Source organism: Microbacterium sp. CSI-V, assembly GCF_001984105.1.
Lineage (GTDB): Bacteria > Actinomycetota > Actinomycetes > Actinomycetales > Microbacteriaceae > Microbacterium.
The window spans coordinates 793,003-813,884 of record NZ_MTQM01000008.1; the positions used below are offsets into that span (position 1 = coordinate 793,003).

A 20,882-nucleotide genomic window follows, 5' to 3' on the forward strand; every position below is an offset into this window, starting at 1 on the left:
CACCCGCTCCTACAGTGAGGCGTGTTCACCGGCGACGCCCCGGAACACACCCCCGGAGGGCGCTCGTCGAACATCCGAGCGGAGGCTGACATGCCATTTGTGACCACGACCGACGGCGCCGAGATCTTCTACAAGGACTGGGGCAGCACCGACGCCCAGCCCATCGTCTTCCACCACGGATGGCCGCTGTCGTCCGACGACTGGGACGCCCAGCTGCTGTACTTCCTCGACAAGGGCTACCGCGTCATCGCCAGCGACCGCCGCGGTCACGGCCGCTCGTCGCAGATCGGCACCGGCCACGACATGGACCACTACGCCAGCGACGTCAGCGCCGTCGTCGAGCACCTCGACCTGCACAACGCCATCCACATCGGTCACTCGACCGGTGGCGGCCAGGTCGCCCGCTACGTCGCGCAGTACGGTCAGCCGCAGGGTCGCGTCGCCAAGGCCGTGCTCGTCGCCGCCGTGCCGCCGATCATGCTGCAGAGCGACACCAACCCCGAGGGCACCCCGCTGTCGGTGTTCGACGGGTTCCGCGAGGCGCTCGCCGCCAACCGTGCGGAGTTCTTCGAGGCCGTGGCATCCGGCCCCTTCTACGGCTTCAACCGCGAGGGTGTCACCCCCTCGCAGCCCGTGATCGACAACTGGTGGCGTCAGGGCATGACCGGCAGCGCGCAGGCGCACTACCTCGGCATCAAGGCGTTCTCCGAGACCGACCAGACCGAAGACCTCAAGGCCATCACGGTCCCGGTGCTCGTGCTCCAGGGCGACGACGACCAGGTCGTGCCGTACAAGGCCGCCGCGCTTCTGCAGCACGAGCTGCTGCAGAACTCGACCCTCAAGATCTACGAGGGCTACCCGCACGGCATGCTCACGACGCACGCCGACGTGATCAACCCCGACATCCTGGCGTTCATCCAGGAGTGATCGGTCCTCCGCATCCGACGGCGCGCTCCCGCCCGGGGCGCGCCGTCGTCGTTCCACCGTGGGTCTCAGAGGGCCACGCGCGTCGCGGCGGGCGTCCGTACGGTGGGCCGTACCCACCCCGGACCGCACGTGAGGAGCCGCACGATGCACCCGCCGCAGATCATCGATCAGTTGTCCCACGCCCTCGGGCGACGCGTGACCCTCCGCCGCGCCGACGAGCCCGCGGATGCCGACGCCGACATCGCGTTCGGCGGTGGTGCGCTGCGCATCGGCGGGACGGCGCGCGCCGACCTCTCGCCGCGCGAGTGGGCCGTGGTCGACGCCGCGGTTCACCTGCTCGAGACGGCCTCCGGCGCGAGTCCCGCGGCGCGTCGTGACCGCGTGTTCGCGAACCTCATCGACGACGACTCGAGCGTGCGTCGCGATGCGCTGTGGGAGCTCCGTTCCCGCCGCTGGATCGACGGCCGCGCCGACGGCATCGAGCTGCTCGCCGTGGTGCTCGACCCGGCACCGGAACTGGGCATCGTCGCGTTCGGGCGCCGCCTGGCGACCGTCCTCCACGGTGCCGTGCAGTTCGTCGGCGCGCACCGAGGGGCCGCGATCTTCGTGGCATCCCGCACCCTCGACCTCGACGCCCTGAACAGGACGGTGGATGCCGAGGCCGCCGCGCAGGGCATGACCGCCCGGGGGTTCGCGCTGGCGGCGGGGTCGCTCGACGACGGCGACGTGGATGACGCGGTCTCGCGCGCCATTCGATCCGCGCACCTGCGCGCGACCCTCCCCGACCAGGTGACCTCGGTGCGCGCCGAGGACCTCGGCGGCTGGGCGCTCGTGCAGACGCTGCCCCGTTCGCGCTCGCTCCTCGTGCAGGCGTGCCCGGCGGCCTTCGTGCTGGCGTCGTCGGAGGACTCGACGCAGCGCGACACCGTCGAGGCGTACCTGGATGCCGCGGGGCGCGCCTCCGTCGCCTGCCAGCGCCTGCACATCCACCGCACGACGCTGTACTACCGGCTCGAGCAGATGCCGGAGGTCGTCCGCGAGGCCCTGGCCGACGGCCTGCAGCGGAGCACGCTGCACCTGACCCTCAAGCTCCTGCGGCTGTGGGACGAGGAGCTGCGCCGCGAGCAGCCGGCCGCGGCGACGCCGGTGCCGCTGCCGCGCGAGCGCACCGCGGAGCGTCTGTTGGCGTAGAACCGACGGCCCGGGCGCCCGGGCGTCAGGCCGGGCGTGCGACCAGCCGCGACGAACGCGCCGCGAGCTCGCGCAACCGCCGGGGCGGCACACGCAGGCGGCTGAGCTGCACGATGCCCTGGGAGGCGAGCACCGTGGTCTCGGCCGCGCGCCGTGCGTCTGCGGGCGAGAGGGCGATGTGGTGGGCGGCAGCGGTCTCGCACAGCCGTGCGGTGAGCGCGGACTCCATCTCGTCGATCGCGGCATCCGCCACCGCGAGGACCTCGGGGAACCGGTCGCCGAGCTCGGCGATGCTGTTGAGCATGAGGCATCCACGTCGGTCCGCGTAGGAGAGGCAGTCGGAGACGACGCGGTCGAGGTACTCGGAGGCGGCGGCTTCGAGGTCGGCGCTGGGTCCCGCCGGACCGCCCGAGGCGAGCTCGACGCGGGCCGCGCAGTAGCGGCCGAAGACCCGGAGGAAGAGTCCGAGCTTGCTGCCGTAGCGGGCGTAGAGGCTGCTCGTGCCGACGCCGGACGCACGGGCGACCTCCTCGAGCGAGGTCCGGTCGTACCCGCGCGTCCAGAACAGCTCCTGCGCCGTGTCGAGCAGATTCTGCTCGTCGTACTGCCGAGGCCGACCCATGAGCCAACGCTATCCCGTCGCCCCCGGGGGCCCTCAATGCACTCGTCCGGTTGCGACGTACTCGTGTCCGTTCGTGCAGCACGAGAGGAACCGCTCCCACGGAGAATTGGAGGGAGCATTCCACTACTCGCCGGAGGCTGATGTGAACGACACCGCGGGGCCGTTGGCCGTGTTCCTTCGCGACCGCCGCGAGTCGTTGACGCCCGAGCAAGTGGGGATCGCGCGGGAGCCGCGCCGACGCGTGCGGGGCCTGCGGCGCACCGAGGTGGCCGATCTCGCCGGCATCAGCAGCGACTATTACCTGCGGCTCGAGCAGGGCCGCGGGCACCAGCCGTCACGGCAGGTGCTGTCGGCGCTCGGCCGTGCGCTGCTCCTCGACGGCCCCGGCGAGGAGTATCTCCACCGCATCGCCGATCTTTCCGGCGAGGGCCGACCGTCGGCCGAGGAGGACGACCTCCCGGAGGGCGTGGCGACGCTCGTCGACCTGTACGCCGACACCCCCGCCTACGCCCTCAACGGCACCCTCGACGTCGTCGCCGTGAACGCCCCCGGCCGGTTGCTCGCACCCGACCAGCTGCGCGTCGGTTCCAACCTCCTGGTCTCGGTGTTCGAGCATTTCCCCGACCCGCACTCCGAGCCGGACTGGCGTCGGACGGCCGAGACGCTCGCCGCTGCTCTGCGGTACTACGCCGATCCCCGGAGCCCGCGCCTGCGGAAGCTCGTGGCGGGGCTCTCGGCGAGCGACCCGCGCTTCGCGGAGATCTGGAGCCGGTGCGAGATCCGCCCGCACCGCAGCTCACGGCCGATGGTGCACATCGAGCCGCACGGCTGGGTGCACCTCCGCAGCGAGACCCTCGCCGTCCCCGGCACGTCCGGCTACACCGTCACGGTCTTCTTCGCAGAACCGCGCACCCCGGGCGTCGCGGCTCTTCGCGACCTCGTCGCCCGCGCGCGGGCGGAGGAAGAGGGGGATGCCGAGTACGTGGCATCCCCGTCCCTCGCGTCCGCGTCCGGGGTGCCCCGGCGGCAGGCGCTCTGACCCCGGGTCAGGCGGGGGACGGGAGGTCGTCCTCCACGGGGGACGGTGCGTCCGTGACGCTCGATGCGCGGAACCGCCGCTGATACGCCGACGGTGTCGTCCGATACCGGTCCACGAACGCGCGGCGGAGCGCGGCGGCGGACGAGAATCCCGCCGCCGCGGCGGACTCGGCGACCGTCCGCCCGTTCTCGAGCTGGTTCACGGCGAGCTCGAGCCGCAGCGACGCGATGTAGGCGCTCGGCGTGACGCCGAGTTCTTCGCGGATGACACGGGTCAGATGCCGCGGGCTGACATTCACGTGCGCGGCCAGTCCGGTCACGATCGTCGGCCGGGTCGGATCGTTCGAGACGTACTCGGCCACCGCCTGCGCGAGGGGCGTCCGCGGAGCCGGGAGCTTCAGCGCCGCGGAGAACTGCGACTGCCCCGCCGAGCGGCGCATGTACACCAGGAGGTGCTGCGCGACGCTGCGCGCGACGTCGGTGCCGAGATCCTCCTCGAGCAGGGCGAGCGCGAGGTCGATCCCGGCGGCCACGCCCGCCGACGTGTAGATGTCGCCCTGCCGCGTGTAGATGCGCTCCGAGTCCACCGCGACGAGCGGGTACCGGTCGGCGAGCATGTCGGCGAACTTCCAGTGCGTGGTCGCGGGGAAGCCGTCGAGCAGGCCCGTCGCCGCCAGTCCGAACGCGCCGCTGCAGATCGAGGCGACCCGCCGCGATCTCTGCGAGAGCGACAGGATCGCCGCGCGCAATTCGGGGTCGTCGAAGACGGCGGGAGCCAGCTCGCTGCCCGGGATGATCACCGTGTCGAGCGGCCCGCTGTCCGCGGCCGCGCCATCGACGCCCAGGCGCAGCCCCATGAACGCCTCGACGCCTTCGCCGGTGGGCGAGAAGAACAGGATCTCGTACGCGTCGGTCGCGAGATTCGCCTCGGAGAACACCTCGGCCGGGCCGACGAAGTCCAACGCCTTCAGCCCGTCGAACAGGAGGAAGCCGATGCGGCGGCGTTCGGCATCCATGTCGTGTCCTCCGGGTGATGCACGGGCGAGGGATGCCCCCACCCTTCCACCGATCGGGCTCCGGCACACGGCGATCTCTTCCGACAGGTGTCGCAGCGGCCGCTTGAGGCGCTCGCGCTCGGTGGGGGCGCGCCCGGCGCTCCTCGCCAGCGCGTGATCGCCGGTCCTAGAGTGCGAGCATGACGCTCGCAACCGTTCCTCCCCCGGTGGGCCAGCGCGGCGAGAGCGCCGCGACGCGGCGGTGGGAGGCCTGGACCTACTGGCCGCTCACCGTCCTCGCCCTGCTGTGGGTGGTCGTCTACACCGCGCAGGTGATCGGCGACATCCGCGGGAGCTGGGAGGGCATCGCCTTCACGTTCATGCTCGCGGTGCAGATCGTCTTCGCCGGCGACTACCTCGTGCGACTGCTGTGGGCGCGGCCGCGAGGGGTCTGGTTCCGGAGCCATCTGCTCGATCTCGCCGTGGTGTTCGTGCCGATCCTCCGGCCGGTGCGGCTGCTCGGTGCCCTGACCCGGCTGACGAGCTTCACCCGCACGGCCGGCAGTTCGGTACGCGCGCAGCTGATCATCTACGGTCTCGGTAGCGTGCTGCTGCTCATCTGGCAGGTCGCCCTCGTGGTGCTGCAGGCCGAACGGCACGCCCCGGGGGCGAGCATCCGGACGTTCGGCGACGCCCTGTGGTGGGCCGTCTGCACCGTGACGACGGTCGGTTACGGCGACTACGCGCCCGTCACGGTCGTCGGTCGGCTCGCCGCCGTCGTGCTCATGGCCGGGGGAGTGGTGCTCGTCGGTCTCATCGTCGCGACGATCTCGTCGTGGGCGAGCGAGCGCGTCGCCCAGGCGCACGACCGGCGTCGGGTTCAGCCCGACGACGCGGTCGATCGCGCGCACCCCGACCGGTGAGGGCCCGCGGTCCGCACCGTCGGACGGGGTCGCGTCGTCAGGCCGGACCGAGCCGCAGCACCGTGGCCGATTCGCCCACGCGCAGGTCGTCCACGACCCGGAGCGTCCGCGCGACGTCGTCGACGGCCGCGATCACGGTGCCGAACCGTTCCCGGTCGGCGCACACGGCGGTGACCGTGACGAAGTGCGCGCCCGTGTCCCACGTGTAGGTCGCGAACGGAGGCGTGCGCGGGTCGGCGGGCAGCGGCATCGCGAGCTTCTCGCCGACCCCGAGGTGCGGGTTGGGGAACGACTCGGTGTCGTCGTACTCCATGGGCATCATCGCGCGCGCGGCGCGCAGCTGCGACGTCGCCTCCTGCAGCTGCGCCATGACGACGAGCAGGTCGGGGTCGCTGCGCCACACCCACACCAGCACGCGGCCGGCCGCGCGGCGCATGAGGAGCGGCGCGGCCTGACTCGCCACCCAGGCGAAAAGCCCGCTGCCCGGGCGCTCGGTCGCGCCGACCGCGCGGTTCGCCTGCGTCAGCAGCATCCGGATCGCGGCCTTGCGATGCCGTCTGCCGCGCAGCCCGAGCGAGCCGGTGACGGGCACCCAGAGGTCGGTGGGGGCGTCTGCCTGGAGTCGGGGCATGGCTCCAGCCTACGAGTCCGGATGCCACGATGCCGGGGTCGTCGTACGCCCACGGCGGAAGCGCTCCCGCGATGTCGGAGGTTCGTGCCACTCTTGATCCGCGGTGGTCGTGCCGCCCCGATCGGACTCCCGGAGAACGTCGTGCTCGGAAAGCTCCTCATCCGGTATCTCTCGAGATACCGCTGGCTCCTCGTCGCCATCCTGGCGTTCCAGGCCGCGTCCGCCGTCGCGACGCTGTACCTGCCCCGCCTGAACGCCGACATCATCAACCTCGGCGTCGCCCAGGGCGACACCGGATACATCTGGTCGCGCGGCGCGATCATGCTCGTCATCTCGCTCGGGCAGATCACGGCATCCGTCATCGCCACGTACTTCGCCGCGCGTGCGGCGATGGCCGCCGGGCGCGACATCCGTCGCGACGTCTTCGAGCGCGTGAGCGGATTCTCGGAGCGGGAGCTCTCGCAGTTCGGTGCCGGATCGCTCATCACGCGCAACACGAACGACGTGCAGCAGGTGCAGATGCTCGCGATGATGGGCGCGACGATGCTCGTCAGCGCCCCGCTCCTCGCGATCGGCGGCATAATCATGGCCCTGCAGCAAGACGTGGGCCTCAGCTGGCTGATCGGCGTCGCGGTGCCGGTGCTGCTGGTCCTGGTCGCGCTGATCATCGCGCGGATGGTGCCGCTCTTCCGGAGCTACCAGACCAAGCTCGACGCGGTGAACCGCATCATGCGCGAGCAGCTCACCGGCGTGCGCGTGGTGCGCGCGTTCGTGCGCGAGCGCATCGAAGAAGAGCGCTTCCGCGGAGCGAACACCGACATCCTCGTCGTGGGTCGCAAGGTCGGCTCGCTCTTCGTCCTGCTGTTCCCGCTCGCGATGCTCGTGCTGAACGTCACCGTGGTCGGGGTCATCTGGTTCGGCGGCATCCAGGTCGACGCCGGCGGGGTCGAGATCGGCACGCTCTTCGCCTTCATCCAGTACGTCGCCCAGATCCTCGGCGGCGTGCTCATGGCCAGCTTCATGACGGTGATGATCCCGCGCGCCGCGGTCTCGGCCGAGCGCATCACCGAGGTGCTCGACAGCACCTCCACCCTCCGTCGACCCGAGAACCCCGTCGCAGCCTTCCCCGCTCCGGGCGAGGTCGTCTTCGACGACGTGGCGTTCGCGTACCCGGGGGCCGAGTCGCCGGTCGTCTCGGGCATCAGCTTCACCGCGGCTCCCGGCGAGACCGTCGCGATCGTCGGATCCACGGGAGCGGGGAAGACGACGCTCGTCTCGCTCATCCCGCGTCTGTTCGACGTGACCGACGGTTCCGTGCGCGTCGGCGGCGTCGACGTGCGGGAGGCCGACCTCGACGAGCTGTGGCGCGGCATCGGGCTCGTGCCGCAGCGTCCGTTCCTCTTCAGCGGCACGGTCGCCTCGAACCTGCGATTCGGTCGGGAAGACGCGACCGACGACGAGTTGTGGCGCGCGCTCGAGATCGCGCAGGGCCGCGACTTCGTGCAAGAGATGGAGGGCGGCCTCGAAGCCCGCATCGCCCAGGGTGGCACGAACGTGTCCGGCGGGCAGCGCCAGCGCCTGGCCATCGCCCGCGCGATCGTGCACCGCCCGCGCATCCTGGTCTTCGACGACTCGTTCTCGGCCCTCGACCTCACCACCGACGCGCGATTGCGCAGAGCCCTGTGGGAGGAACTGCCGGACGTGACGAAGATCGTCGTGGCGCAGCGCGTCTCGACGATCACCGGAGCCGACCGCATCGTGGTGCTCGAAGACGGGCGCATGGTCGGGCTCGGCAGCCACGACGAGCTGCTCCAGACCAGTGCCACGTACCGCGAGATCGTCGAGTCGCAGCTGGGGGTGGAAGCATGAGCACGCCCGACGCCCTCACCGAGGAAGAACGCGCCGAGCTCGAACTCGCCGAGCAGGCCCGCCAGGGTTCCGGCGACTGGAACAGCGTCGCACCGGGCAAGGCCGCGGCCTTCGGCCCGAGCTTCCGCCGTCTCATCGGTCTGCTGCGGCCCTACGCGTGGGCCTTCGCCTTCGTCTCGTTCCTCGGGGCCATCGGCGTGGTGCTCGCGGTGCTCGCCCCGCGCGTCCTCGGCAACGCCACGAACATCATCTTCGAGGGCGTCGTCTCGAAGTCCCTGGCCCAGGGCTTCCCCGAGGGCACCCCGAAGGACACCGTCGTCGAGGCGCTCCGCTCCGCCGGGCAGGGCGACGTCGCCAACATCGTCTCCGCCATGGACAACTTCCAGGTCGGGGCCGGGGTCGACTTCGACGCGCTCCGCATCGTCATCGTCACCGTCCTCGCGATCTACGTCGGCTCGTCGCTGCTGTCGTGGATCCAGGGCTACGTCATCAACGTGATCATGGTGCGCACCATGTGGCGCCTGCGCGAAGACGTCGAGGCCAAGATCAACCGCCTGCCGCTGTCGTACTTCGACAAGGTGCAGCGCGGCGAGCTCATCTCGCGCGTGACCAACGACATCGACAACATCACGCAGACGATGCAGCAATCGCTCTCCAGCGCCCTCACCTCGGTGCTGACGGTGGTCGGCGTGCTCATCATGATGTTCAGCATCTCGTGGCAGCTGGCCCTCGTCGCCCTCGTCTCGCTGCCGCTCATGGCGGTGATCTTCGGCGTCATCGGACCCCAGTCGCAGAAGGCCTTCGGCGAGCAGTGGAAGAAGGTCGGCCGCCTCAACGCCCGCATCGAGGAGTCGTTCTCGGGCCACGCGCTCGTGAAGGTGTACGGCCGCGAGAAGGACGCGCGCGAGAAGTTCGAGGTCGAGAACGACGAGCTGTTCGAGGCGAGCTTCAAGGCGCAGTTCCTCTCGGGCATGATCATGCCCGGCATGATGTTCGTCGGAAACCTCACCTACGTGGGCATCGCGGTGCTGGGCGGCCTGATGGTCGCCGGAGGACAGATCCGCCTCGGCGACGTGCAGGCCTTCATCCAGTACTCGCAGCAGTTCACTCAGCCGCTGTCGCAGCTGGGCGGCATGGCCGCCGTCGTGCAGTCGGGCACCGCTTCGGCCGAGCGCGTGTTCGCGCTCCTCGACGCCGACGAGCAGGACCCGGATGCCGACGACGCCCCGGCCCATGTCGAGGGCCGCGGTGTCATCGAGTTCCAGTCGGTGCGGTTCTCGTACACGCCCGACCGGCCGCTCATCCGCGACCTGTCGTTCCGCGTCGAGCCCGGCCAGACGGTGGCGATCGTCGGGCCGACCGGCGCGGGCAAGACCACGCTCGTGAATCTCATCATGCGGTTCTACGAGCTGGACGGCGGACGCATCCTCCTCGACGGGCAGGACATCGCCGACCTCCGCCGCGACGACGTGCGCTCGCGCACGGGCATGGTGCTGCAGGACCCGTGGCTCTTCGCCGGCACGATCCGCGACAACATCCGGTACGGGCGCGAGTCGGCCACCGACGAAGAGATCGTCGAGGCCGCCGTCGCGACGCGCGTCGAACAGTTCGTCCATTCCCTGCCCGAGGGGTACGACACGGTCCTCGACGAGGATGCCGCGAACGTCTCCGCGGGCGAGAAGCAGCTCATCACGATCGCGCGCGCGTTCGTCGCGCGGCCGTCCGTGCTGATCCTCGACGAAGCGACGTCGTCGGTCGACACGCGAACGGAACTACTGCTGCAGCAGGCGATGGCGGCCCTCCGCGAGGGGCGCACATCGTTCGTCATCGCGCACCGCCTGTCGACGATCCGCGACGCCGACCTCATCCTGGTGATGGAGCACGGCGACATCGTCGAGCAGGGATCGCACGACGAGCTGATCTCCGCGCACGGCGCTTACTGGCGCCTGTACCAGTCGCAGTTCGAGAGCGCGGCCGACGACGGCGCGCCCGTGCTCGATCCGAGCGCCGCGCGCGGCTGACGCCGCCGCCCGCAGCGTTTGGGGCGCGTTCTGCCGTTTGGGGCGAGATTCCCGCGCCCCCAACGGAGGAACCCGCCCCAAACGGAGGGACGCGGAACGGGAGTGTGCGGACAGCCGACGGGCCCCGCGCGTGGGCGGCATCCGGGGTCCTCCAAAACCGCTCGGGTACAGTTGTGACGCGCATGCACCGCACCGTGCGACCCGTTCCGCCGCACAGATAGGCCTCACCACTCGTGACCACTCCTGCGACGCCCGCCCCCTCACCCTCGCCCGACCGCCCGCTCCGGGTCCTGATCGGCGCCGACACTTTCCTCCCGCACGTCAACGGCGCGGCCCGCTTCGCCGAGCGGCTCGCCGCCGGTCTCGTGGCGCGCGGACACGACGTCCACGTCATGGCGCCGAGCGACGGGCACCGCAACACCGGTGTGTTCACCGAGGTCATCGAGGGCGAACCGATGACCATGCACCGTCTTCCGTCGTGGCGCTTCCTGCCGCACGACTGGCTGACGTTCGTCCTGCCGTGGCGGGCGAAGCACTACGCCCGACGGGTGCTCGACGACGTGAAGCCCGACGTGGTGCACATCCAGTCGCACATCATCATCGGGCGCGGCCTCGCGCGCGAAGCCAAGAAGCGCGGCATCCCGCTCATCGCCACGAACCACGTGATGGCCGAGAACATCCTCGACTTCACGACGCTGCCCGACTTCCTCGACCGCATCTTCGTCAAGCTCGCCTGGGCCGACGCGAAGCGCACGTTCGCCCTCACCCGCGCGGTGACCACCCCCACGCGCCGTGCGGCGGACTTCCTCGAGTCGACGATCGACATCCACGGCGTCATCCCGGTCTCGTGCGGCATCGACCGGTCGAACTACACCGCCGACCTCGAGCCGCGCGACGCGAACCGCATCCTCTTCGTCGGACGCCTGACGAGCGAGAAGGGCATCGACGTCGTCCTACACGCGCTCGCGCAGCTCGACCCGGCCCTGAACGCCACGTTCGACGTCGTCGGCGGCGGCGACCAGCGCCGCAACCTCGAGCAGCTCGCCGCCCAGCTCGGCGTCGTCGACCGGGTGACGTTCCACGGGCACGCATCCGAGGAAGACCTCCGCTCCCTCTACACGCGGGCGAGCGTGTTCGCGATCGCCTCGATCGCCGAACTGCAGTCGATCGCGACGATGGAGGCGATGGCATCCGGTCTGCCGATCGTCGCGGCGAACGCCGTCGCCCTCCCGCACCTCGTGCACGACGGCGAGAACGGCTACCTCTTCGAGCCGGGTGACGCCGACGAGCTCGCCGCGCGCCTCACCGACGTGCTGACCGCCGAGCCCGACGAGCGTCGCCGCATGCAGCAGGCGTCGCTCGACGGGGTGCGGGTCCACGACATTGGCCGCACGCTCGACACGTTCGAGGCGCTCTACCGCGGACGGCCGATTCCGGAGTGACCCCGTGCACGTGGTGATGTTCGCCGACCAGCACGTGGAGTCGCTGGGCGGTGCGCAGGTGTCGATGCGGTTGCAGCGGCGGTTCCTCGAGCGCGCAGGCCACACCGTGACGATCGTCGCGCCTCGGATGCATCGCCGAGCCCCCACCGACACCGCGTACGTCGACCTCCCGTCGATCCCGGTCACCCTCGACCGCGAGTACGCGCTCTCGTGGCCGGGTCGCCGGACGGATCGTCTCGTGGATGCCGCGCTGGCCGGCCGCGCGCCCGTCGACGTCGTGCACGTGCAGGCGGATTTCTGGGGCGCGTTCATCGGCCACCGGTACGCGGCACGGCAGGGGCTCCCGGTCGTGCACACGATGCACAACCGCGTCGACGTCGGCATCGAGGCGACCGCCCCGTTCCCGCTTCTCGTGATGCGGGTGCTCAATGCGTGGGCGCGCCGGGCGCTTCGGCCCGCGCTGCGCGGCCGGGAACCCCGGCACGAGCCCGACGGCTGGGCCTACCTGCGCCGCCTCGCACGGCTGTCGGCCGCGGTCACGGCGCCGTCGGCGCATTTCGCGCGTCGGCTCGAGGCGCACGGCGCGGTCCCCGGCGACACCGTCCGAGGCGCTGAGGACACCGCCCGCGTCGACGTCGTGTGGAACGGCATCGACGACGACATCCTGGATGCCGCGCTCGCGGCGGGATCCGCCGAGCGGCGCCCCGGCCGCCCGCGGTTCGTGTGGATCGGTCGCATGAGCCCGGAGAAGCGGCTTCTGCCCTTCCTCGAGGCCGTGGCGGCAGCGGGCATCGACGCCGAGGTCGAGGTCATCGGCGGGGGAGCGCAGCTGCGCGCGGCCCGTCGCCTCGTGGAGCGCACGCGCCCGGTGGCATCCATCCGATTCGCGGGGAGGATGCCGTACGCCCGGACGCTCGCGCGTCTCGCCGCGGCGGACGCCGTCGTGCAGACCTCGATCGGCTTCGAGACGCAGGGCATGACGGTGTTCGAGGCCGCATCGCTCGGGACTCCCGCCGTGGTCAGCGACCCCGACATCGCCGCGGAGCTCGGCGGGGGCGTCTGGAGCGTCGGGGATGCCACCGTCCCGGCGCTCGCCGAGACTCTGCGCCGCGCGGCGGCCGACATCGCCGCGGGCTCCCCGGTCGCGGTGGATCCGACGATCGGGGAGCGGTTCCGGCAGTCGTCGCGCACGGCGGCGATGGTCGAGGTCTACGCCCGGGCCGTCGCGCCGCGCTGAGCGCGCTGGACGCGGCCGGGGGTCGCGCGCCGCGACGCCTCGGCGGCCTCGGGTGCGGCGGCCTCGGTCGCGGCTGCGGCGGACGCGGCTGCGGCTGACGCGGCGGGCGATGCGGCGTCGTCGCGCGGTGCGCGGAGCTCGCTGCCGCCGGGGAGGCGGCGCGAGTCGGTGGGGACGCGGCGGTAGCCGTCGGTGCGGATCAGCCAGACGGAGGCGCCGATCCCGATCAGGGCGAGGAGGCCGAAAGCGATGAAGTAAGCCATGGCAGAGAAACTACGTCTGTACGAATCATGCCTGCGAGTGGCATGATGGACGACATTCGATGTATTTCTGCCACCCGGAGGATCCATGCGTTCCGTCGCCGTCGTCGTCCAGCCCGGCTTCGCCCCGTTCGAGTTCGGCCTCGCGTGCGAGGCGTTCGGACTCGACCGCAGCGATGACGGCATCCCGAACTTCGACTTCCGTATCGTGAGCCCCGACCCGGGCGTGGTCCCGTCCAACATCGGGTTCTCCATCAACGTCGAGCACGGTCTCGACGCCGCCGACGACGTCGACATCCTCGTCCTGGCCCCGATCCCCCGCGCGCAGTGGGAGCACGTCGACGAACGCGTGATCGACCTCGTGCGCCGCGCCGACGCCCGCGGCGCGTGGCTGCTGAGCGTGTGCAGCGGCTCGTTCGTCCTCGCCGCCGCGGGCGTCCTCGACGGGCGTCGCGCCACGACCCACTGGCGCTACGCCCACACGATGGCCCGCATGTACCCCGAGATCGAGGTCGACCCCGACGTGCTGTACGTCCAGTCGGGCAACATCATCACGAGCGCCGGTACCGCGGCGGGGCTCGACGCGTGCCTGCACCTGCTCCGGCAGGAACTGGGAGCCGAACTCGCCAACCGCATCGCCCGGCGGATGGTCGTCGCGCCGCAGCGCGACGGCGGGCAGGCGCAGTTCATCGCGGCCCCGATCCCGGTCGACACGTCGCTGTCGCTCGCCCCCGTCACCGAGTGGATGATGCAGAACCTGCACGCCGACCTGTCGGTTGAGCGGCTCGCGGCCCGCGCGCACATGTCGCCGCGGACGTTCGCGCGCCGCTTCAAGGCCGACTTCGGTGCGACGCCGGCCGCGTGGTTGGCGCGGCAGCGGCTGCTGCACGCCCAGCGGCTCCTCGAGGAGACCGACCTCGGCCTCGACCGCATCGCGTCGGAGTGCGGCTTCGGCTCGGCGGCGGTGCTGCGGCAGAACTTCGCCCGCACGATGGGGCTCACCCCCACCGCGTACCGCGCCCGCTTCTCGTGCTCCGACGACGTGGCCGTGCCCTCCCGGGAGGCCGTGCCGGCCTGAGCTCGCCGGACCGCCCCGCCTCAGGCGTGCGCGGCGACGAAGGCGGCGTGGTCCGCGCGCGACACGTCGGCGTACGCGAACGCCCAGGACGCCAGTGCCTCGGTCACCGCGCGACCGGAGCCGACGTAGCCCGCCACGGCGGCGGCATCCGGAGACTGCGCGTGCGCGCGCGCCAGGGTGACCCCGCACGCCTGGGCGTATCGGCGGAACGGCTGGTCGGCGAGCTCCACCATCTCGATGCCGCCCTTCATGTCGTGGAACTGGCGCACGTAGTAGTCGGCCTCGGCGCCCCGGACGTGCCCGAGGAACGGGTCGGACACGCCCTGGAGAACGCGCTGCAGCGACACGACCCGCGCCCCCTCCCCGTCGGACGCGATGAGCGCGACCAGCGATTCCGGCTGACGGATGCCGCCGAACTGCTGCAGCACGCTGGCGCCGGCCTGCTTCCCCTGGAGGACGAAGGCGTGAGCGTCCCCGTCCTGCAGGAGCAGGAGGTAGCAGCGGGTTCCGACGCTGCCCACGCCCACCACGCGACGCGCGACGTCGGTGATGCTGTACTGCTCGAGGGTCAGGCGCACGTCGACGTTCGCCGACGTCCGGTAGGCGCCGTCAACGGCGAGGACGCGCGCGGCGAGCTCCGCGTCGACGGGGGTCATGAGCGGCGGCTGGTGCACGAACGCGAGGCGTCCCGCCCCCACGTCGGTGGTGAGGCGGCGGACGGCGCGGGCGCCGGTCCGACGTTCAGCATCGGCCATGGCGTTCTTCAGCACGGCGCGCGACGCGCGGTCCAGCGAGTCGAGGACGTCCCGCGGCCCGAAGTGCTCGAAGTAGCGCTCGATCGGGTCCCGCTGGGCCAGCGCGCGGATCGCGCGGATGTAGGAGCCGACCGTCGCCTCGACGGCATCCCGGACGACGGACTCGTCGCGTCCGGTCTCTGCGCCGGCGAGGACGACGCTGGTGAGGAGCCTCTTGAGATCCCATTCCCACGGCGCCCAGGCCGCTTCGTCGAAGTCGTTGAGGTCGAAGACGAGGGTGCGCTGCGGTGAGGCGTAGAAGCCGAAGTTCGCCACGTGGGCGTCGCCGCACGAGGCGACGTGGAACGGGGTGGACGGGTCGCGCGCGAGGTCGGCGGCCATGACGGCCGCGGAGCCGCGGTAGAAGGCGAACGGGTTCGCCGACATCCGCTCGATGCGCAACGGCACGAGTTCGGGGATGCGGGTCGCATTCTGCGCATCCAGGATGCCGAGCGGATCGCGGCCCTCGACGGTGAGGCGTGCGAGATCGCGCCGCGGCAATCGCTTCCGCATCTCGCGACCCTGAGCGCGGCGCTCGGTCGACGAGGGCGGCGGGTTCCACGGGATGTCGGGGCGGGGCGCGGTGGCCGTACCTGTGCTCACGCGCTCACCATAGACCCGCCGATGCCGCAGCGGTGGTGGGTGTCCCGGCATCCATTGCCCTTCCGACCGGCCGCTGCTAAACTTGAGTCAACGCAACTCAAGTTTGCGAAAGATTTCCAGGAGACACCATGAACGCCACACAACAGCCCGGACAGGAGGACGCGCGGAGCGCCCTCGAGCAGTTCGGCATCAACCTCACCGACCGGGCCCGGCAGGGCAAGCTCGACCCCGTCATCGGGCGCGACAGCGAGATCCGCCGGGTCAGCCAGGTGCTCACGCGCCGCACCAAGAACAACCCCGTCCTCATCGGCGAACCCGGCGTCGGCAAGACCGCCGTCGTCGAGGGGCTCGCTCAGCGCATCGTCGCGGGCGACGTCGCCGAGAGCCTCAAGAACAAAGAGCTCGTCGCCCTCGACATCTCGGCGCTCGTCGCCGGCGCGATGTACCGCGGCCAGTTCGAGGAGCGCCTGAAGAGCGTCCTCAAAGAGATCACCGAGTCCGACGGCCGCATCATCACCTTCATCGACGAGCTGCACGTGCTCATGGGCGCGGGCGGCGGCGAGGGCTCCGTCGCGGCATCCAACATGCTCAAGCCCATGCTCGCCCGCGGGGAACTGCGCCTGATCGGTGCGACCACCCTCGACGAGTACCGCGAGTTCATCGAGAAGGATGCCGCCCTCGAACGCCGCTTCCAGCAGGTGTACGTCGGCGAGCCCAGCGTCGAAGACACGATCGCGATCCTCCGCGGCCTCAAGGAGCGCTACGAGGCGCACCACAAGGTCGCGATCGCCGACGCGGCGCTGGTGGCCGCGGCATCCCTGTCCAACCGCTACATCCCGTCGCGGCAGCTGCCCGACAAGGCCATCGACCTCATCGACGAAGCCGCGTCGCGCCTGCGCATGGAGATCGACTCGGCCCCGCTCGAGATCGACGAGCTGCGTCGCCACGTCGACCGCCTCAAGCTCGAAGAGCTCGCGCTGAAGAAAGAGAAGGACGCCGCCTCGAAGGAGCGCCTGGCGACCCTCCGCGAGACCCTCGCGGCCGAGCAGGCGAAGCTCGACGAGCTGCAGGCCCGATGGGAGCGCGAGCGCGCGTCGCTCAACCGCGTCGGCGACCTGAAGACGCGTCTCGACGCCGCCCGCGTGGATGCCGAGCGCGCGCAGCGGGAGGGCAACCTGGAGCGCGCGTCGCGCCTGCTGTACGCCGACATCCCGGCTCTCGAGCGCGAGCTGATGACCGCCGAGCGCGAGGAGCCCGCGGGCGACCGCATGGTCAACGAGCAGGTCACCGACGAAGACATCGCGGCGGTCATCGCGGCGTGGACCGGCATCCCCGTCGGTCGTCTCCTGCAGGGCGAGACCGAGAAGCTGCTCCACCTCGAGCGCGAGCTCGGCAAGCGCCTGATCGGGCAGAAGGATGCCGTGAAGGCGGTGTCCGACGCGGTGCGGCGCTCGCGCGCCGGCATCAGCGACCCGAACCGCCCGGTCGGCTCGTTCCTGTTCCTCGGCCCCACGGGCGTCGGCAAGACCGAGCTCGCGAAGGCGCTCGCCGACTTCCTCTTCGACGACGAGCACGCCATGGTGCGCATCGACATGTCGGAGTACGGCGAGAAGCACTCCGTCGCGCGGCTCGTCGGTGCCCCTCCGGGGTACATCGGCTACGAGCAGGGCGGTCAGCTGACCGAGGCCGTGCGTCGGCGCCCGTACAGCGTCGTGCTGCTCGACGAGGTCGAGAAGGCGCACCCCGAGGTGTTCGACATCCTGCTGCAGGTGATGGACGACGGCCGGTTGACCGACGGCCAGGGCCGCACGGTCGATTTCACCAACGTCATCCTGATCCTGACGTCGAACCTCGGCTCGCCGATCCTCATCGACCCGACGCTGTCGATCGAGACCAAGCGCGAGCAGGTGCAGGCACTGGTGCGTCAGGCGTTCAAGCCCGAGTTCGTGAACCGTCTCGACGACATCGTGATCTTCCAGGCGCTCACCGAGGACGACCTCGCCCAGATCGTGGAGCTCGCGGTCGACGCGCTGCACAAGCGGCTCCGCGAACGTCGCCTGACGCTCGCGGTGACGCCCGACGCCCGGTCGTGGCTCGCCGAGCGCGGATACGACCCGGTGTACGGCGCGCGTCCGCTCCGCCGCCTGATCCAGTCCGAGGTGCAGGACCGCCTCGCGATGGCGATCCTCGCCGGCGGGGTGCACGACGGCGACGTGGTGAAGGTCGACGTCGCGAGCGACGGCGAGTCGCTGGTGCTGGCCAGCGCCGGTCCCGCGGCCGACCCCGTGGCCGACGATGACGTGATCGAGGCCGAGATCATCGAGTAACCCGGTAGTCGGGTCCCCGGCCCCGGGCTTCGGCTCCGGCTCGGGCCCCGGCTTCGGCTCCCGGCCCCGGGCTCCCGCTCGGCACCCGGCTTCGGCGCCCGGCTCGGGCCCCTGGCTCCGGCCCCCGGCTCCGGCATAAACGCGATCCACGCGTAGAAACGCGCTCTCCCCGTGTTTCTCGTCGTGGATCCCGTTTATGCGTGGGGTGGATGCCGGGAGCCGGCGCCGGTGGGGCGGGTGCCGGGAGCCGGCACCGCGTCGGGTGGATGCCGGGAGCCGGCGTCGCGGGGGATGCAGCGGAGCCTCGGACCCCCGCCCGCCGCTACCCTGGCCGCATGACGATCGCGACGGCCGACCTCTACGACGAGCGCGGTGAAGACCTCGACTCGCTCGCGCTGCAGCTGCTCGACCTCGGTGGTCGCGTCGCGTTCGCGGGCCCGATCCGCACGGTGCGATGCCACCGCGACAACGCCCTGGTCAAGCAGGTCCTGGCCACGCCGGGCGAGGGTTCGGTGCTGGTGATCGACGGCGGCGGTTCGCTCGAGTCGGCGTTGGTCGGCGACCTCATCGCCGCCTCCGCCGTTGAGAACGGCTGGGCGGGGATCATCGTGAACGGCGCGATCCGTGACCGCACTGCCCTGGCCGGGTTGCCCCTCGGCGTGAAGGCGCTCGGTTCGAATCCGCGCAAGAGCGCGAAGGACGGCGTCGGCGAGATCGACGTGCCCGTGACGATCGCGGGCGTCGTCTTCACCCCCGGCCGGCACGTCTGGGCCGACGCCGACGGCGTGCTCGTCGAGCGCTGAGACGCGGCATCCGGTGCCCGTCTTCTTCCTCGTCGGCATCGCCGTCATCCTGCTGTGGTCGCTGGTCGCGCACCGCTTCGAACGCATCGGTGCGCTGGGCCCCGCGTTCCTCGCGCTGGCCGGGGCGGTGCTGGTCTTCGCCGACCCGGACGGCTTCTCGTCGGCTCTGGCGGGGTCGGAGGCCGAGCGCGTCGTCGAACTCGTGTTGGCGGTGCTGCTCTTCGTCGACGCGTGCGACGTCCGCGGCGGCGTGTTCGGCGGGGTGGGGCGTGCGCTCGCGAGGCTCGTGCTGATCGCCCTGCCGCTCGCGCTGATCCTCGCCGTGCTCGCGGGGTTCGCGCTGCTGCCCGATGTGAACGTCCTCGTCCTCGTGGTGATCGCGTGCGTCGTGATGCCCACCGACTTCGCCCCCGCGGCGATGCTGCTGCGCTCACCGCGCATCCCCGAGCGCGTCCGGCGGATCCTCACCGTCGAGAGCGGCTACAACGACGGCCTCGTGTCGCCGATCTTCGGCGTGTTCCTCGCGGCGGCCGTCGCGCTCCCCGCGCTCCTCGCCGCCGCCGAGTCGGGAGCCGACCTCGACGCGCAGCCCGAGCTCGTGAAGAACCTCGAGGACATGTTCGACGCCTTCTTCGGTGCGGCCCCCGCCACGATCGCGGCGATCGTGATCGGCGGGGCCGTCGGTGGTGCGATCGGCATCCTCGCCCGCTGGACCGTGGCGCGCAGATGGGCGGATGCCAGTGGCATCCGGTACGTCATGCTCCTGACGCCGCTGCTCGCCTACGGGATCGCAACCCTCAGCGACGTCGCCGCGAACGGTTTCGTCGCCGCGTTCGTGGCGGGCATCGTCTATCGACTCACGCGCGCGAAGGACCTCGAGGGGCGCAACGTCCCCCATGCCGAGACGCTCCTCGTCGAGGAGGCGGGGACCCTCGCGGCCAACATCATCTGGTTCGTCATGGGGGCGGTGCTCACGGTCGTGATCCTCAACGGCGTCGATCTGCGCGTGGTGATCTTCGCGGCGCTCGCGGTCACGGTGCTGCGGGCGATCCCGGTCGGCATCGCCCTGCTGCGCTCGCCGATCTCGTGGCGCGACCGGGCGCTGATCGGGTTCGTCGGTCCGCGCGGGACGGCGACCATCGTGTTCGGGCTCCTCGCGTACAACCGCCTCCCCGAGGACACGGGCGACGTCGTGCTGTCGACCATGGTGTTCACGGTGGTGCTCAGCATCCTGTTCCACGGGGTGGTGACCCCGTTCGCGGTGCGGCGGTTGCTTCCCGAGGCGTCGGGGAGCCAGATCACGTGATGTCGCCGAGGTGACCCGGCGTGTGCGCGCCCCGGCGGGTGGCCTCGCCCAGATCACGTGATGTGGCTCCCCCCGGGACCCGCCGCAGACGCCTCCGCCCCCGTGCCGCGAGTGCGGGTACGGGGGCGGAGGGATGCCGGGGACCGGCGGGGCGTCAGGCGTCGAGCAGCAGCGACTCGGCGAGGGGACGGCGCGTGCGGGGCGCGGACTCGCGGGCGCGGACGGCCTCGTCGGCGGCATCCGGGTCTCCGAAGGCGCCGACGGCGATCACGGTCACGGGCGTGAAGCGGGCGTCGATGTCGAACGCGGCGCGCAGGTCGTCGGGGGAGAAGCCGCCCATGGTGTGGGTGGCGAGGCCGCGGGCGTGGGCCTCGACCGTGAAGAACGCGGCGGACTGGCCGGCGTCGTAGACGGCCCACGGGCGGGCGTTGCCCTCGTCGTCGACGGTCTCGGCGAGGACGACGAGCAGTGCGCCGGCGGACGGCGCCCAGCCCTGGTTGAACCCGACGAGCGACTCGACGACCTTCGCGTGCGCTTCGGTCCCGCGACGGGCGAGCAGGAAGCGCCACGGCTGGGTGTTGTTGGCCGAGGGCGACCAGCGGGCGGCCTCGAGGGCGGCGCGCAGTGCCTCCTCGTCGATGGGGGCGTCGGCGTCGAAGACGCGGGTGCTCCAGCGCTCGGCCAGGACGTCGAGGATCGGGACGTCGGTCTGCGCGGTGCGGTCGAGAACGTGGGACATGGGGGTACTCCTCGGGGGTGAGAACGATGCCGGGGCTCCGTCGACCCGATCCATGGAACGCGGTCGAGCCGCCGGA

18 protein-coding genes are annotated in these 20,882 nt (G+C 71.4%); 12 read left to right on the top strand and 6 right to left on the bottom strand.

From position 1 onward, the window contains the following. Positions 1-90: 90 nt before the first annotated feature. On the top strand, positions 91-927 hold the full coding sequence (locus CSIV_RS10230) for an alpha/beta fold hydrolase (RefSeq protein ID WP_077051415.1): 837 nt from the start codon (positions 91-93) through the stop codon (positions 925-927). Between the two features lie 144 nt (positions 928-1,071). Further along, positions 1,072-2,118: a helix-turn-helix domain-containing protein gene (locus CSIV_RS10235; RefSeq protein ID WP_077051249.1), complete on the top strand. Its 1,047-nt coding sequence runs from the start codon at positions 1,072-1,074 to the stop codon at positions 2,116-2,118. A 25-nt stretch (positions 2,119-2,143) separates the two neighbouring features. On the opposite strand, the gene CSIV_RS10240 is transcribed toward CSIV_RS10235, so the two are convergent. After that, positions 2,144-2,740, bottom strand: a complete 597-nt coding sequence (locus tag CSIV_RS10240; RefSeq protein ID WP_077051250.1) for a TetR/AcrR family transcriptional regulator — start codon at positions 2,738-2,740, stop codon at positions 2,144-2,146. A gap of 142 nt (positions 2,741-2,882) precedes the next feature. Here CSIV_RS10240 and CSIV_RS10245 point away from each other — a divergent pair, with 142 nt between their 5' ends. Then, positions 2,883-3,779, top strand: a complete 897-nt coding sequence (locus CSIV_RS10245; RefSeq protein WP_077051251.1) for a helix-turn-helix transcriptional regulator — start codon at positions 2,883-2,885, stop codon at positions 3,777-3,779. A gap of 7 nt (positions 3,780-3,786) precedes the next feature. On the opposite strand, the gene CSIV_RS10250 is transcribed toward CSIV_RS10245, so the two are convergent. Next, on the bottom strand, positions 3,787-4,794 hold the full coding sequence (locus CSIV_RS10250; RefSeq protein WP_077051252.1) for a GlxA family transcriptional regulator: 1,008 nt from the start codon (positions 4,792-4,794) through the stop codon (positions 3,787-3,789). 179 nt (positions 4,795-4,973) lie between these two features. Here CSIV_RS10250 and CSIV_RS10255 point away from each other — a divergent pair, with 179 nt between their 5' ends. Further along, the gene (locus CSIV_RS10255) at positions 4,974-5,696 is read left to right on the top strand and encodes a potassium channel family protein (RefSeq protein ID WP_083735097.1); all 723 of its coding nucleotides are present in this window, start codon (positions 4,974-4,976) and stop codon (positions 5,694-5,696) included. A gap of 37 nt (positions 5,697-5,733) precedes the next feature. Here CSIV_RS10255 and CSIV_RS10260 read toward each other — a convergent pair whose 3' ends face one another. Beyond that, on the bottom strand, positions 5,734-6,327 hold the full coding sequence (locus CSIV_RS10260) for a hypothetical protein (protein ID WP_077051254.1): 594 nt from the start codon (positions 6,325-6,327) through the stop codon (positions 5,734-5,736). A 141-nt stretch (positions 6,328-6,468) separates the two neighbouring features. Between CSIV_RS10260 and CSIV_RS10265 the strand changes: the two genes are divergently transcribed. From CSIV_RS10265 to CSIV_RS10280, 4 genes are all read left to right on the top strand, one after another. Next, the gene (locus tag CSIV_RS10265; protein ID WP_077051416.1) at positions 6,469-8,196 is read left to right on the top strand and encodes an ABC transporter ATP-binding protein; all 1,728 of its coding nucleotides are present in this window, start codon (positions 6,469-6,471) and stop codon (positions 8,194-8,196) included. Next, entirely contained in the window at positions 8,193-10,217 is a 2,025-nt protein-coding gene (locus CSIV_RS10270; protein WP_077051255.1) for an ABC transporter ATP-binding protein, read from the top strand. Before CSIV_RS10265 ends, CSIV_RS10270 begins: the two co-directional genes overlap by 4 nt. 233 nt (positions 10,218-10,450) lie before the next feature. Then, positions 10,451-11,659: a glycosyltransferase gene (locus CSIV_RS10275; RefSeq protein WP_077051256.1), complete on the top strand. Its 1,209-nt coding sequence runs from the start codon at positions 10,451-10,453 to the stop codon at positions 11,657-11,659. A gap of 4 nt (positions 11,660-11,663) precedes the next feature. Beyond that, entirely contained in the window at positions 11,664-12,896 is a 1,233-nt protein-coding gene (locus tag CSIV_RS10280; RefSeq protein WP_077051257.1) for a glycosyltransferase family 4 protein, read from the top strand. Here the strand turns inward: CSIV_RS10280 and CSIV_RS10285 are convergent. Then, positions 12,869-13,159: a hypothetical protein gene (locus CSIV_RS10285; RefSeq protein ID WP_077051258.1), complete on the bottom strand. Its 291-nt coding sequence runs from the start codon at positions 13,157-13,159 to the stop codon at positions 12,869-12,871. The genes CSIV_RS10280 and CSIV_RS10285 overlap by 28 nt on opposite strands. 85 nt (positions 13,160-13,244) lie before the next feature. Here CSIV_RS10285 and CSIV_RS10290 point away from each other — a divergent pair, with 85 nt between their 5' ends. Further along, positions 13,245-14,234: a GlxA family transcriptional regulator gene (locus CSIV_RS10290; RefSeq protein WP_077051259.1), complete on the top strand. Its 990-nt coding sequence runs from the start codon at positions 13,245-13,247 to the stop codon at positions 14,232-14,234. 20 nt (positions 14,235-14,254) lie between these two features. Here the strand turns inward: CSIV_RS10290 and CSIV_RS10295 are convergent, their stop codons facing one another. Further along, on the bottom strand, positions 14,255-15,631 hold the full coding sequence (locus CSIV_RS10295; protein WP_238592365.1) for a DUF2252 domain-containing protein: 1,377 nt from the start codon (positions 15,629-15,631) through the stop codon (positions 14,255-14,257). Positions 15,632-15,759: 128 nt separating this feature from the next. Here CSIV_RS10295 and CSIV_RS10300 point away from each other — a divergent pair, with 128 nt between their 5' ends. The 3 genes from CSIV_RS10300 to CSIV_RS10310 all read left to right on the top strand — a co-directional run bounded on the left by CSIV_RS10300 (position 15,760) and on the right by CSIV_RS10310 (position 20,067). Continuing rightward, positions 15,760-17,958: an ATP-dependent Clp protease ATP-binding subunit gene (locus tag CSIV_RS10300; RefSeq protein WP_077051260.1), complete on the top strand. Its 2,199-nt coding sequence runs from the start codon at positions 15,760-15,762 to the stop codon at positions 17,956-17,958. A 335-nt stretch (positions 17,959-18,293) separates the two neighbouring features. After that, the gene (gene rraA / locus CSIV_RS10305; protein ID WP_077051261.1) at positions 18,294-18,761 is read left to right on the top strand and encodes a ribonuclease E activity regulator RraA; all 468 of its coding nucleotides are present in this window, start codon (positions 18,294-18,296) and stop codon (positions 18,759-18,761) included. Positions 18,762-18,774: 13 nt separating this feature from the next. Then, on the top strand, positions 18,775-20,067 hold the full coding sequence (locus CSIV_RS10310) for a cation:proton antiporter domain-containing protein (protein WP_077051262.1): 1,293 nt from the start codon (positions 18,775-18,777) through the stop codon (positions 20,065-20,067). A gap of 154 nt (positions 20,068-20,221) precedes the next feature. Here CSIV_RS10310 and CSIV_RS10315 read toward each other — a convergent pair whose 3' ends face one another. Beyond that, positions 20,222-20,806 carry a nitroreductase family protein gene (locus CSIV_RS10315; protein ID WP_077051263.1) on the bottom strand — a complete coding sequence of 195 codons (585 nt, stop codon included), beginning with the start codon at positions 20,804-20,806 and terminating at the stop codon, positions 20,222-20,224. Positions 20,807-20,882: the final 76 nt, after the last annotated feature.

Excerpts from the sequence above, each read along its gene's own strand:
- CSIV_RS10230 (WP_077051415.1), top strand. The coding sequence starts at position 91 with ATGCCATTTGTGACCACGACCGACGGCGCCGAGATCTTCTACAAGGAC.
- CSIV_RS10235 (WP_077051249.1), top strand. The coding sequence starts at position 1,072 with ATGCACCCGCCGCAGATCATCGATCAGTTGTCCCACGCCCTCGGGCGA.
- CSIV_RS10240 (WP_077051250.1), bottom strand. The coding sequence starts at position 2,740 with ATGGGTCGGCCTCGGCAGTACGACGAGCAGAATCTGCTCGACACGGCG.
- CSIV_RS10250 (WP_077051252.1), bottom strand. The coding sequence starts at position 4,794 with ATGGATGCCGAACGCCGCCGCATCGGCTTCCTCCTGTTCGACGGGCTG.
- CSIV_RS10255 (WP_083735097.1), top strand. The coding sequence starts at position 4,974 with ATGACGCTCGCAACCGTTCCTCCCCCGGTGGGCCAGCGCGGCGAGAGC.
- CSIV_RS10260 (WP_077051254.1), bottom strand. The coding sequence starts at position 6,327 with ATGCCCCGACTCCAGGCAGACGCCCCCACCGACCTCTGGGTGCCCGTC.
- CSIV_RS10270 (WP_077051255.1), top strand. The coding sequence starts at position 8,193 with ATGAGCACGCCCGACGCCCTCACCGAGGAAGAACGCGCCGAGCTCGAA.
- CSIV_RS10285 (WP_077051258.1), bottom strand. The coding sequence starts at position 13,159 with ATGGCTTACTTCATCGCTTTCGGCCTCCTCGCCCTGATCGGGATCGGC.
- CSIV_RS10290 (WP_077051259.1), top strand. The coding sequence starts at position 13,245 with ATGCGTTCCGTCGCCGTCGTCGTCCAGCCCGGCTTCGCCCCGTTCGAG.
- CSIV_RS10300 (WP_077051260.1), top strand. The coding sequence starts at position 15,760 with ATGAACGCCACACAACAGCCCGGACAGGAGGACGCGCGGAGCGCCCTC.
- rraA (WP_077051261.1), top strand. The coding sequence starts at position 18,294 with ATGACGATCGCGACGGCCGACCTCTACGACGAGCGCGGTGAAGACCTC.
- CSIV_RS10315 (WP_077051263.1), bottom strand. The coding sequence starts at position 20,806 with ATGTCCCACGTTCTCGACCGCACCGCGCAGACCGACGTCCCGATCCTC.